This is a genomic window from Allobosea sp. 01N443 (genome assembly GCF_056399325.1).
On the sequence record NZ_JBFTRC010000195.1, the window covers coordinates 1 to 11,778 of the forward strand.

Genomic DNA, 11,778 nt, shown 5'->3' on the forward strand with positions numbered 1-11,778 from the left:
CTGCAGCCCTTCGTGAACTACAATTTCCACGGCGGCTGGTACCTGACCTCGTCCCCGATCATCACCGCCGACTGGGAGGCCGGCCATGGCGACCGCTGGACGGTGCCGATCGGCGGGGGCTTCGGACGGGTGTTCAAGATCGGCCATCAGCCGGTCAATGCGCAGCTCGCAGCCTATTACAACGTCGCAAAGCCCAGCGGAGCCGCCGATTGGCAACTCCGAGCCCAGCTCCAGTTCCTGTTCCCGAAATAGAGCCAGTAGACCGCACTAACGAATTCAAACGAAGGAAGTGCGCCATGCAAACCGCGCGAAATACAATCGCCCTATTCTTTCTTCATGCTGTCGCGGCTTCTGCCCTGACATTGATGTCCAACTCTGCATCAGCTCAGGCGACGCCGGCCGTTCCCCCGCATGTGCCGCTGCAGAAAGCGATCGGCACGCCCGCGAAGCCCGAACTCGTGCCGTCCTTATTTGTCCTGAGCGCGCGCGGCGCCACCTTGCAGGGCGGAAAGCTGGTGCTGAGCGGTCTGTCGCCGAACTCCATCGTCTTCGCCGACCGCCCGGTGAGGTCCGCTGGTMACGAACTCACGGCGCATGTCCTTGAGGAGTGGCTGCCGGGCAACCAGAGCCCCGACAGCTTCTACAAGGACCCGCCGAACGCGACCGTGTCAGCTTTCACAAGGGATGGCTCGGGTATTCGCGACGCGGTTGTGGTCCTGAAAACACCAAAACTCGAAGGCGACCAGGTCACATTCGACGTCGACGTGATGGAGGGAGACCTTGCCGGCGGCGACGGCCCTGCGTCGATCTTCATCGACCTGATCGGCCGGCCATTTACGCCGTTGTCCTTCGCCGGCGTGGCGCGACGCAGCGCATTTCGAGGAGCCTATTACAGGGGCGCGGTTGCCGCCGGCGCGCTGGGTGCCGCAGCGTATTACGCCCCGTATGCCTATCGACCGGCCTGCGGATATTATCCGTACCCGCCCTGCTACTGACCCTCGGCTGTCGAATTCGATGTCCGCTCCAAGGATCGGTCATCCCTCCATTGTCAATCATCGCCGAGGTCGCGTAGCGTTAACGTGCGACCTACGCGCGCTTGACCACACGTTGCGAACCAAAAGGAAGCTCCTCACATGCTGACGAAACGCGATCTGCTTGGCTCTGCTGCGATGGCCGCATTCGCCGCCGCCACAGTGAGGTCCAGCCCCGTCTTTGCGCAGTCCAAGCCCGAATGGCCCAATGTCTTCGAGGCCAAGGACATCGCCGAGGAAGGCTTCATCTACGGCCTGCCGCTGGTAATGAACTATGCGGTCATGCAAGAGTTCGCCGTTGACAAGAACTCCGGCCAGTTCAAGGCACCGTTCAACCAAATCGAAAACCAGCACCACGTCGCCACCCCGGCGGACACGGCCGTAATCACGCCGAACAGCGACACCCCTTACTCGTTCATCTGGCTGGATTTGCGCGCTGAGCCGATGGTCGTTTCGGTGCCGGCGATCGAAAGGGAGCGCTACTACTCGGTCCAGCTCATCGACGGCAACACCTATAATTACGGCTATATCGGCACGCGCGCCACGGGCACGGAGCCCGGCGACTATCTCGTGGTCGGTCCCGACTGGAAAGGCGAAAAGCCGGCCGGGATCAAACAGGTCTTCCGATCGACGACGCCGTTCACACTCGCACTGATCCGCACCCAGCTCTTCAACCCCGGCGACATGTCAAATGTCGAAAAGGTCCAGGCCGGCTACAAGGCGCGCCCGCTTTCGGCCTTCCTCAAGCAGCCCGCCCCGGCGGCTGCGCCGACCATCGCCTTCGTTCCCGCCACCACGGCCGGGATCAAGGACAACTTCTTCGAGTATCTCGACGCGGCCCTGCAATTCATCCCCGAGACGGCGCGCGACACGGCGGTTCGTGCAAAACTTGCGAAGATCGGCATCGGTCCCGGCAAGACCTTCGCGTTCAAGGATCTCTCGCTCGAACACAAGGCCGCAATCCTGATCGCCATGAAGCAGGGCGACGACAAGGTCGACAAATGGCTGGCCAGCGGAAACAAGAACATCAACGGCTGGAATGTCGGCGCGTTCTTCGGCGACGAGGCCTTCTTCAACGGCGATTGGCTGATGCGGGCCGGCGCCGCCAAGGGCGGCCTTCTCGGCAACGATGCCGTCGAAGCCATGTACCCCTATACCCGGACGGATGCTGCCGGCGAGGCGCTCGACGGCAGCAAGCACAAATACACCATCACCTTCGCACCTGGCCAGTTGCCGCCAGTGAACGCGTTCTGGTCCGTGACGATGTATGACGGCAAGAGCCAGTTCCTGGTGAAGAACCCAATCAATCGCTACCTCATCAACTCTCCGATGCTTTCGGCGATGAAGAAGGACGCGGACGGCTCGCTGACGCTGTACCTCCAGAAGGACAGCCCCGGCSCCGACAAGGAAGCCAATTGGCTTCCGGCGCCGGATGACAAGATTTATCTCGTGATGCGCCTCTATTGGCCAAAGCCGACGCCGCCCTCGATCCTGCCGGCGGGCGCAGGGACATGGCAGCCGCCGGGAATCAAGCGGGTATCATGACGTAGAACGCATGCGCCGCGCCCGGCGCGGCGCACTGCCATCCGTATCCCTACGACCGACCGCCACAGCGGCGGCCATCGGCATCCTCAACGGATGCCGGGATGAAAAAGACGCAACCGCAGTGAGCAATGCGGTTGTGTGACCTTCTGAACGGACGAACTGCATCTTCATCGTTCTGACAAAGACGGGTATACGTCATGAAACTCCGCCAGAGTAAGCTTCCCGCAATTGCAGGCATCTTGGCCGCAACGCTCGCCGCCGGTGCAGGGTCAGCTATCGCCCAGGCGCCGATACCGCCGTCGCTCAGCACGCCGGACAAGGCCGAAACGCGTCTCGGCCCGCTCGAATTCAAGGACGGCGTGCCAAGCAAGGCCACGGCGGAGAAGCTCTACGACAACCTCGACTTCACCTACGCTTATCGTGCCTTCATGGACAACCTGCGGGGCGTCAGCATTCACGCGCTGCGCAAGGGCATGCACGACATCGGCGTGAAGGACAACGAGGTGCTCGTCTTCTCGCAGCTGATGGACGCCAAGTCGCTGTTCCTGACGGCCAACGCCGACACGATCTATGTCATGGGCTCGCTCGATCTGACAAAGGGCCCCGTGGTGATCGAGACGCCGCCCAAGTTTCTCGGCGCGGTGCAGGACGCCTGGTTCCGCTGGGTCGTCGACCTCGGAGTCCCTGGCCCCGATCGCGGAGAGGGCGGCAAGTACCTGATCGTGCCGCCGGACTACAAGGGTGAACTGCCGGAGGGCGGCTTCTTCATCTCTCGCGCGCGCACAAACACCATCGTGTGGTTCGGCCGGTCGTTCCTGGAGAACCACGGCGATCCCAAGCCGGTGGTCGAAGGCATCCGGAAATCGACCAAGGTCTACGCCTACGAACCGGGCGGCGTCGGCACTCCGGTCGCCGAGTTCCTGGCGGGCAAGGCCAGGCTCGGTCGGGTCACGCCTCCGCCGCCGACCGTGTTCCACGAAGGCAGCGGCAAGGTGATGAACACCATTCCGCCGAACGACTGGACATTTTACGAAATGCTCAACGAGATCGTGCAGCGGGAGCCGGCCACCTCGCTCGATCCGGAATTGATGGGACCGGTCGCCGCCATCGGCATTGTCAAAGGCAAGCCTTTCGCTCCCGACGCGCGCATGAAGAAGATCATGAGCGACGCGCTCGCGCTCGCCAACGCGACCTCCCGCACCCTGCTCATGAGTGCGCGCGATCCAAGCTGGTTCTACTATCCAAACTCGTCATGGCAGAACTATCTGTTCGAGACCGGCTACGAGTTCGAGACTCCCATTCCGTTGATCACGCCCGAGGGCGTCAAGCCCTTCCCGCCGACCGGCTATCGGACGATGGATGCGCGCGCGAACTTCTTCTACGGCGTGACCGGCATCACGCCCGGYATGGCGATGCGCCTGCCCGGCATCGGCTCGACCTATCTTTGGTCCATGCTGGATGCGAACAAGCAAAACCTCGACGGAGCCAAGACTTATACGGTGACACTGCCCAAGGGTATCCCGGAGGCGAACTTCTGGTCGTTCACCGTTTACGACAACATGACGCGGTCGATGCTGGACACGCCGCAGCGCTTCCCGCGCGCTGGCAGCCAAAGCTACCCGTCGCCGGCCGCAGAACCGAACGCCGACGGCTCGACAACTGTCTACTTCAGCCCGGCTCAGCCGGCCGGGGTGAAGCGCGGCAACTGGATCCAGACCATGCCCGGCAAGGGCTGGTTCACGGTCCTGCGCCTCTACAGCCCGCTCGAGCCGTTCTTCGCCAAGACCTGGCAGCCGAGCGAGATCGAGCTGGTGAAGTAGTCATTGCACCGGGAAATCGGTGGCACCTGTCCGCACCCCACACACTTCGAAATAGGAGATCATCATGTCCAGAATTCTTGCCGCCATGGCGGTATCGGTCGTCTGCGCAGCCTCGTCTGCGGCGACGGCCCAGGTTCCGCTCACCAGCTATGTCGATGCCAACGGCTTCATCGATGTTCAGGCCCTGACCTGCGCACAGCTGGCCGGAACCTTTCAGGAGGACGCCGATGCGCTCTCGGCCTGGTATAGCGGCTGGTATAACGGCCTCGCCAAGAAGCATTTCCTTGACCTGAAGAAGGGCAAGGTCGTCGAGCACGAGGTCATCGTGTACTGCAAGGCCAATCCCGGCAAGAAGATCATCGAGGCGCTTGCCGTCGTGTTCAAGGATGAGCGCGCCAAGCTGGGAATCGAGATGAAATAGGCGCCTGTTGGCGGGCGATCGGATCAGCAACGGGCGGGCGCTTGAATGGAGCGTCCCCCCTTGATGACATTGGCACATCTCCAGGCCCTCAATCGACAGGGAACGACATGAACACGCCTATCCTGGCTGGGATCGCAATATCGATTGGACTGATCCTGGCAGGCTGCCAGTCGTCGCAATCGCGGCAGGCACAGCTTGCCGCAATCTGTGCCGATCCCGCCAATCGGCAGCCCAAGACCTTCTACTGGTCGGAATGCCAGACACTGTATCCGTCGTCGGACCAGGCATTGCAGAAGGATTATCTGCTCGGCTCCGCCGTCGGCAACTAGATCATTGGACCGGATATCGTATCCAGTCCGATGATCTAACCCTTTGTCTTTGCATCGGCTTTGCCCCGAAAACCGCAATCCACTTTTCGGGCCGATGCTTTAAGTCCCGAACTCCTCCCTTCGCCGGTCAGACCTCCGACGCGCGCGGCGAATGCCGCTGCGTGCCGGCGTCAACACGCCGCCTAAGTCGAACCTATCTCTGGAGAATGTCATGACATCGCGCGTCGTCGCTGCGCTTGCAGTCTCGCTCGGGCTGGCCCTGGCCGGGTGCCAGTCCACGCCCCAGGCCGTGCAGCAGAAGGAAGATCTGCTCTCGGCCGCCGGCTTCGTTCCACAGCCCGCAAACACCCCGCAGCGCCTTGCGGCCATGAAAARGCTGCCCCCCAACAAGTTCGTTCAACAGGCGAAGAACGCTGAGATCGTCTACGTCTACGCCGATCCCATCGTCTGCCAGTGCGTCTACTTCGGCAGCCAGGCGGCTTACGCCCAATTTCGCCAGATGGTCTTCGCGCAGAAATTGGCCAACGAGCAACAGATGACAGCGGTGATGAACCAGGACGCCTTCGATTTCGGGCCCTGGGGTGGGCCAGGACCATTCATGTACTGAAAGCGCTGTCGAATCTGAACTGAATAGACCCGAACTCCACGAAAGCTGATCGCCCGCACCCATTTGCGGGCCGGTGCATGCAATCGATCCGATATTCACGAAGGGCGCGTTGACGATGTCTACCTCATCTACAGTATTCGGTGCCGGACTTGCTTTCGCACTGTTCYCGTTCGCCGCGCAGGCTGCCGACCTGCCGTCGCGGCGGATCGAGCCTGCCATTCCCATGCCGCCTGCCTTCACATGGACCGGTTTCTATGTCGGTGCCCAGGCCGGCTGGGCGCAGACCAGAACCGAACTGACGCCGGGCGCCGTGATCGCCGGTCGGGCCGCCGTTGCTTCATTGCCGAGCCTGAACAGGGACGGCGCTACGGTCGGTCTGCTGGCGGGCTACAACTACCAGATCGGCCAACTTGTCCTCGGTGGCGAGATCGACGGCGCAGCCCTCATCACCGGCAAGCAGCGCTTCACCGCGCTGACCGGCGATTTCATCACCGCCCATACCAACTGGGCCGGCTCGGCCAGGCTACGCGTCGGTTATGCCTTCGACCGGTTCATGATCTACGCAACCGGCGGCCTCGCCTTGGCCGACGCCCAGTCGACGGTGACGGGCACGGGTTACTCCTATGGCGCAGGCGACAGCACCCGTCTTGGCTGGACGCTCGGCGCCGGCGCCGAATACGCCATCACGAACAACTGGATCGCTGGCCTGGAGTATCGGTACTCACAATTCCAGGAGGATACCTACACCTATCCGGTTAGCGTCGGCGGGCTCGGGATCGTCGGTTTCAAGCAGCAATTGAGCACCAACCAGGTTGTCGGGCGGCTGCTCTACAAGTTCTGACTCTCTCGACGACTTCCTCCGGGGCAGGCTGCGTGCCGGCCGTCGGAGATCCGTCCTCCCTCCAGTTCCGAAACGGGGCTACGACATGAAATATGCCATTTTCGGCTTGGGCGCCCTGGCTCTGGCCGCCGCCCTCGCCCCGACAGAGGCCAGCGCCGTGGTTTGCGCACGCGGGGTCGTCCGGGCTGGTTGTGCCGGGCCCAATGGTGCGGTCGCGGTGCGACGCCCGGTTGCCCCGCGCGCCGTGGTCGTCACGCCGGCGCGCCGCGGCTGTACGATCATCAACGGCCGGCGCGTGTGTCGCTGATAGCGCGCTGCTGCATGGGCGAACGGCGCTCGCGCTAGCGGGCGATCCGGCTTCGACCGCGCCCTGCCTCACGGCGCCAGGCCATGCCAAGCCTGGAGCCTGAAGGACCACGGTGAGCCTCCGGTCGTCCGACGATCAGATCGTGGGTGCCATCACAGTTTCGGGGGAAGCCCAGCACGTTCGAAGACCGGCACCGACTCCGTCCTGCCGGCCAGCGAGCCCCCCGTCGGCACATCTTCGGCTGCTTGCCGGACGGCCTCTTCGGATTCCGTCAAGCCGTCCGGCGTGTCGTTGGCATCGCTGCCTTCGTCATGGATATTGGTGCGGTCGCTGACGCGACGGCCCGTGGTAGCCGGGTCCGCCTCGATCGGACTTTCGGTCGGAGCGAGCGTTGCGCGCTCGTCCTCGAGCAGCGCAGGGTTTTCGCGGGGCTTTTGCATGGTTTCCTCCTGTCGGGGAGGAAGCCGCCGGGGCGGGATTTGTTCCGGAATGGGCTCGGCGCGTGGAGCGCAAGCATCGCAATTGCCGATCGCGGAGCCGCCGGAGTCGGTGCTCGGGCATCGTGGCCAACGAAGCCGCCGACCGCCCTCGCCGCAACCTAGGCGGGAGTATTCCGCCGGAAAATACGGCGCGGTGACGCCATTCGGGGGTAGCGAACGGCCCCTCGACACTTAGTGTGGGGCGGGGTGCACCGTCCAACAAGCCGGAGCCTTGCAATGACCATCACCATCACCGCCTTTGAACGCTCCCCCGATCGCGGCAGAGGGCTGGCGCGTGACATGCGCGTTCGCTGGGCGCTCGAAGAAGTGGAGCAGCGCTACGACGTTCGCCTGCTTTCCTTGCCCGCGATGAAGGAGCCCGCGCATCGTGCGCTTCATCCCTTCGGGCAGATCCCGACCTATCAAGACGGCGATCTCGTCCTGTTCGAGTCGGGAGCGATCGTTCTCCATATCGCGGAGAGTCACCCGGGCCTGCTGCCCGCCGATGCGAACGCCCGTGCGGGCGCGATCGCATGGATGTTCGCCGCGCTCGCCACGGTCGAGCCACCGATCGTCGAGCGCAGCATGGCGGTGCTCCTGGAACGCGACAAGCCCTGGTACGAGGCGCGCCTGCCTGGCCTCGAGGATCGGGTCCGTGTCCGGCTCGGCGAGCTTTCGCAGCGGCTTGGCGAGGCCGATTGGCTCGATGATGGGTTCAGCGCCGGCGACCTGATGATGGTGACGGTGCTGCGCCGGTTGCACGGCTCGGGCCTCCTCGAGGAATGTCCAAACCTCTCAGCCTATGTCGCCCGCGGCGAAGCCCGGCCCGCCTATCAGCGCGCCTTCGCGGATCAGCTGGCGGTCTTCACCGCCATCCAGCCGCCCGGCTGATGAAGACCCCGCGGCCGGTCGGTTCCCACATTGGCCGCTCCGGCCGGGACATTGGTGGGCCGGCCTCGGCCCCGCCGAAGATGTTGCGCTGCGACGCCATGGGGATGACGCAGATGCTGCGCATCATCCGCCATGACGCGTTCCTCGGGATTACAGCTGGGCGCGCGTCAATGCTGCAATCAGACAGGAGACGACCATGAAGATCGTGACCAGCCTGAGCTTCCAGGGCCAGTGCCGCGAGGCGTTCGAGTTCTACGCCAAGGTCCTGGGCGGAAAGATCACCGCCGCCATATCCTATGGCGACGCGCCTCCGGGCATGCCGATCGCGGACGAGAAGTTCAAGACCTGGCTGATGCATTGCTGGCTCGAGGTCGGCGACCAGGCCTTGATGGGCGCCGACATGGACGTCAAATGGGCTCCCAATATCGACAAGCCGAAGAACGGCTTCGACGTCACCCTGCACAGCGACGACAATGCCAAGGCAAAGGGCTGGTTCGAGCAATTGTCGGAAGGCGGCAAGGCCGTCATGCCGTTCAGCGAGACCTTCTGGTCGCCCGGCTTCGGCTCGCTCGTCGACAAGTTCGGCGTGCCCTGGATGATCAACACCATCCCATCGGCCGGCTGGAAGCCGCCGCAGGGCTGATCCTTCGGACGAGGCGACAGCCAGGACATGAGCGGAGACTTGGTGCCGGCCCGCGTCCGGGGACCTCCCCTGGTGCGGCCGGTGGTCATCTCACCCCTCTGACCCACTCCTCCAACACGCGTCTGATCGCCTGTTCCGCCGGCGCGTCACGCGTGAAGGCCCACCATGTATGCGCGCCTTGCCAGAGGCTCGCCATCTGCCACCCGAGGCGTTCGCCCCGCGTCCGGTCGCTCGAGAGGCGGCGGCCGAGGATTTCGGCGAGGCGACGGCCCCAGGCCGCGCCGCGGCTGCGCAGCGCGGGATTGCGGATGTCTTCCCTCAGCAGCAGCAGGCCGTTGGTGGCGTCGCGTTCCGCGGTTTCGGACGGCATCAGCCGGATCAGAAGGTCGATCGCGCCCTCAGGCGTCGGCGGTGCCTCAGCGTCCGCCGCCTCGGTCTCCGCGTCGAGCCGGTCCCAGGCGTGCAGGAGAATAGCCTGAACCAGGGCCTCGCGATTGCCGTAGCGCTGCACCAGCGTCGCCGGGGAGAGGCCGCAGGTCTTCGCGGCGCGGGCGAAGGTGAGACCGTCGGGGCCCGTCTCCAGCATCGTCCCGAGAAGTGTCTCGAGAACCTGCTCGTCAGGGATCGTTTTGCGTCTTGCCATGGTAATATATAAACGTACGTTCGTTTATTATTCAACGGAGAAGCCGCCATGGCCAGGATTCTGGGATATATCGCCGCCAGCCTCGATGGGCGGATCGCCACCGAGGACGACAATCTCGACTGGCTGTTCAAATACGACGACATGAACCTCGGCGAGCACGACTACCGCAGCTTCCTCAAGCGCATGCGCACCGTGGTGATGGGGCGGAGCACCTATGATTTCGTAGCGGGAGACGCTTCCGCCTGGGCCTATGGGGACAAGCGCGTCATCGTCGTCACATCGCGGACGATCGACGATCCGAAGGGTCCGCTGGAGGTCCGCAGCGACGTCGATGCGCTGATCCACGAACTTCGCGGGCTGGACGACGGCGACGTCTGGATGCTGGGCGGCGGGCAGCTGCAGATGGCCTTCCTCGAGCGCGGCGCACTCGACGAGATCGAGATCTATGTCATCCCGGAAATGCTCGGTGGCGGCCGGCCGCTCTTTCCACTCACCGGCTTTCGGGCGAGCCCGACGCTCATCAGCGCGCAGGCGGTCGACAAGGGATGCGTGCGGCTGCACTACCGGTTCTAGACGCATCGCCGAGGCCAGATCGCAAGTTCCGATGCCCCTGCGGTCGGCCGGGAACCAGACGCTCTGGCAAGGGAGTCCGACGGCAGTCACAGCTGACACCGCTCCTTCTACATCGCCTTTCCGCAAAGGCGTTTTGCGCTGAATTGGCATGAGCGCGATCGTCCAACACGATGCAAATAGTGATGGAATCCTCGATGGCCATCTGATCGCGCTCTACAGAATAGGCCCCGGACAGAAGTCGGAGAGACCTGTCTAACCGCGTTCTGCGCGGGCTCGCGAAGTGCGCCGACACAGGCCGCAGCCTCGATCGAGACCCGCTATCATTCAAACGCATGATGAAGCGGTTCTAGTGGCATCCGATAAATGCCCCTAACCTTAGGCGGGGCTGGCCATGGTTTCGGAGTCATTTCAAGCACCGGCGTCAGGTCGAGAAAGCCGGAGTGATGCAAAGCGCGCCGGTGTTTCCATCGGGCAAAACGTCTCTGACTACACTTCGAATCGCGATTTTCTTCCTCTTCGTCAAGACGAACGCATGGGGAAGAACCCTGCCGGCGCACCCGCGGTCTGCCGCGCCCTTGCGAAGGGGACGGCCGCGATGGGCCACGAAGCGCGCCTGGCGGGGATGCTCGACCGCTATACCAAGGAGCAGTTCAATGCGACCTGCTTCAGAATCCAGCTGGAGCTGCAGGAGGTCTTGCGGGCCCGCGCCTTCTTCGCGTGGCTGGCCGAGCCGAAGCAGCAGCTGCCCCTGGCAGGCACGCTGTTCCGCTGCAAGCGGGAGGGAATGACGAGGGAGCTCGGCTGGGACAGCGCCCTGGCGGGCGTGGAGGTCATCCCGATCGCAGGCGGCCATCTCGACCTCGTCATGGAGCCCCATCTCTCGGCGAACCGCCCCCTGATCGAGCAGGCCGTGGCGCTGAGCTATTCGCCAGCCGCGTCCCACCTGCACGAGCGGAGATTGCCGACGTGACCGCGCCAGCACGACCTCTGGCCGCCGCCGAAGGCCGACCGTCTCGGGCGGGGTCGCAACTCCTTCCCCAGCGCTTTGGATCACGCCGTCCGATCGCGGCGCATCCGCCCAAACAGCAGGTTCTGAATTGAGCACGAGGCCAATGATGATCATCGAGAAGACAAGCGATATTTACACGGGGGCCATTCGCGCATTCCTGGCGGCAAATTTCTTCCTGGACGATGCAGATGATCTGGAGGCCAGCGCCTCGCTCCTCGAGCATGGCATCATGGATTCGACCGGGGTGCTCGAGGTTGTCGGCTTCATCGAGCACACATTCGGGATTACCGTCGAGGATAGCGAAATCCTGCCCAGGAACCTCGATTCCATCCAGGCGATCGCACATTTCGTCACCCGCAAGAAGAACGGGCAGTCGGCACTGGAGCTTTGAGCCGGAGCTCGGGCCGCCGCACGGCAGGGCCAGAGCGAGCGACCTCGTGCGGCCAGTCGGCATGCTCCCCCCGGCGAACTGGCCCATCCATGCGAAGCCGAGCAAGATGCTGGGGGCGATCGCCAGCCCCCCTGCGAGGCGCGCCAGCATTCAAAGCGATCTTGCAGGTCCCGCGCAATGTCGGGCGGAGCCGATGAGGCCGGGCGGGCAATGCACGGATCGGGCTCTTCAGGGCCCGATCCGTGCAT

The 11,778-nt window shown here is 63.7% G+C and carries 15 protein-coding genes and 1 pseudogene; 14 read left to right on the forward strand and 2 right to left on the reverse strand.

Annotated features, from left to right (window positions below; all coding sequences use genetic code 11):
- From AC1DRP_RS30440 to AC1DRP_RS30480, 9 genes and pseudogenes are all read left to right on the forward strand, one after another.
- A pseudogene (locus AC1DRP_RS30440) lies at window positions 1–252 on the forward strand (outer membrane protein); the annotation flags it as partial.
- A gap of 113 nt (window positions 253–365) precedes the next feature.
- On the forward strand, window positions 366–995 hold the full coding sequence (locus tag AC1DRP_RS30445) for a hypothetical protein (RefSeq protein WP_476770447.1): 630 nt from the start codon (window positions 366–368) through the stop codon (window positions 993–995).
- A 138-nt stretch (window positions 996–1,133) separates the two neighbouring features.
- On the forward strand, window positions 1,134–2,576 hold the full coding sequence (locus AC1DRP_RS30450) for a DUF1254 domain-containing protein (protein ID WP_476770439.1): 1,443 nt from the start codon (window positions 1,134–1,136) through the stop codon (window positions 2,574–2,576).
- Window positions 2,577–2,773: 197 nt separating this feature from the next.
- The gene (locus AC1DRP_RS30455; protein ID WP_476770440.1) at window positions 2,774–4,396 is read left to right on the forward strand and encodes a DUF1254 domain-containing protein; all 1,623 of its coding nucleotides are present in this window, start codon (window positions 2,774–2,776) and stop codon (window positions 4,394–4,396) included.
- 64 nt (window positions 4,397–4,460) lie between these two features.
- On the forward strand, window positions 4,461–4,817 hold the full coding sequence (locus AC1DRP_RS30460; RefSeq protein ID WP_441491246.1) for an HdeA/HdeB family chaperone: 357 nt from the start codon (window positions 4,461–4,463) through the stop codon (window positions 4,815–4,817).
- A 107-nt stretch (window positions 4,818–4,924) separates the two neighbouring features.
- Window positions 4,925–5,146, forward strand: coding sequence for a hypothetical protein (locus tag AC1DRP_RS30465; protein WP_441506799.1), 222 nt, complete (start codon window positions 4,925–4,927; stop codon window positions 5,144–5,146).
- Between the two features lie 211 nt (window positions 5,147–5,357).
- Complete coding sequence (locus AC1DRP_RS30470; protein WP_476770441.1) at window positions 5,358–5,753, forward strand: hypothetical protein; 396 nt, start codon at window positions 5,358–5,360, stop codon at window positions 5,751–5,753.
- A 115-nt stretch (window positions 5,754–5,868) separates the two neighbouring features.
- A complete protein-coding gene (locus AC1DRP_RS30475) occupies window positions 5,869–6,594 on the forward strand; it encodes an outer membrane protein (protein ID WP_476770442.1) in 726 nt (241 codons plus the stop codon).
- Window positions 6,595–6,679: 85 nt separating this feature from the next.
- A complete protein-coding gene (locus AC1DRP_RS30480) occupies window positions 6,680–6,901 on the forward strand; it encodes a hypothetical protein (protein ID WP_074471640.1) in 222 nt (73 codons plus the stop codon).
- Window positions 6,902–7,053: 152 nt separating this feature from the next.
- Here AC1DRP_RS30480 and AC1DRP_RS30485 read toward each other — a convergent pair whose 3' ends face one another.
- On the reverse strand, window positions 7,054–7,341 hold the full coding sequence (locus tag AC1DRP_RS30485) for a hypothetical protein (protein ID WP_441506796.1): 288 nt from the start codon (window positions 7,339–7,341) through the stop codon (window positions 7,054–7,056).
- Window positions 7,342–7,617: 276 nt separating this feature from the next.
- On the opposite strand from AC1DRP_RS30485, the gene AC1DRP_RS30490 reads away from it, so the two are divergent.
- Both AC1DRP_RS30490 and AC1DRP_RS30495 read left to right on the forward strand, forming a co-directional pair.
- Complete coding sequence (locus AC1DRP_RS30490; protein WP_441506795.1) at window positions 7,618–8,271, forward strand: glutathione S-transferase family protein; 654 nt, start codon at window positions 7,618–7,620, stop codon at window positions 8,269–8,271.
- Between the two features lie 196 nt (window positions 8,272–8,467).
- Entirely contained in the window at window positions 8,468–8,914 is a 447-nt protein-coding gene (locus AC1DRP_RS30495) for a VOC family protein (protein ID WP_441506794.1), read from the forward strand.
- A gap of 85 nt (window positions 8,915–8,999) precedes the next feature.
- On the opposite strand, the gene AC1DRP_RS30500 is transcribed toward AC1DRP_RS30495, so the two are convergent.
- Window positions 9,000–9,557: a TetR/AcrR family transcriptional regulator gene (locus AC1DRP_RS30500; RefSeq protein WP_441491239.1), complete on the reverse strand. Its 558-nt coding sequence runs from the start codon at window positions 9,555–9,557 to the stop codon at window positions 9,000–9,002.
- Between the two features lie 48 nt (window positions 9,558–9,605).
- Between AC1DRP_RS30500 and AC1DRP_RS30505 the strand changes: the two genes are divergently transcribed.
- The 3 genes from AC1DRP_RS30505 to AC1DRP_RS30515 all read left to right on the forward strand — a co-directional run bounded on the left by AC1DRP_RS30505 (window position 9,606) and on the right by AC1DRP_RS30515 (window position 11,530).
- Window positions 9,606–10,130 (forward strand): dihydrofolate reductase family protein, encoded by a 525-nt coding sequence (locus tag AC1DRP_RS30505; RefSeq protein WP_441506793.1) that lies wholly within the window; start codon window positions 9,606–9,608, stop codon window positions 10,128–10,130.
- A 532-nt stretch (window positions 10,131–10,662) separates the two neighbouring features.
- Window positions 10,663–11,100 carry a hypothetical protein gene (locus tag AC1DRP_RS30510; RefSeq protein ID WP_476770443.1) on the forward strand — a complete coding sequence of 146 codons (438 nt, stop codon included), beginning with the start codon at window positions 10,663–10,665 and terminating at the stop codon, window positions 11,098–11,100.
- A gap of 145 nt (window positions 11,101–11,245) precedes the next feature.
- Window positions 11,246–11,530 (forward strand): acyl carrier protein, encoded by a 285-nt coding sequence (locus AC1DRP_RS30515; protein WP_441506791.1) that lies wholly within the window; start codon window positions 11,246–11,248, stop codon window positions 11,528–11,530.
- The last annotated feature ends 248 nt before the right edge of the window (window positions 11,531–11,778 follow it).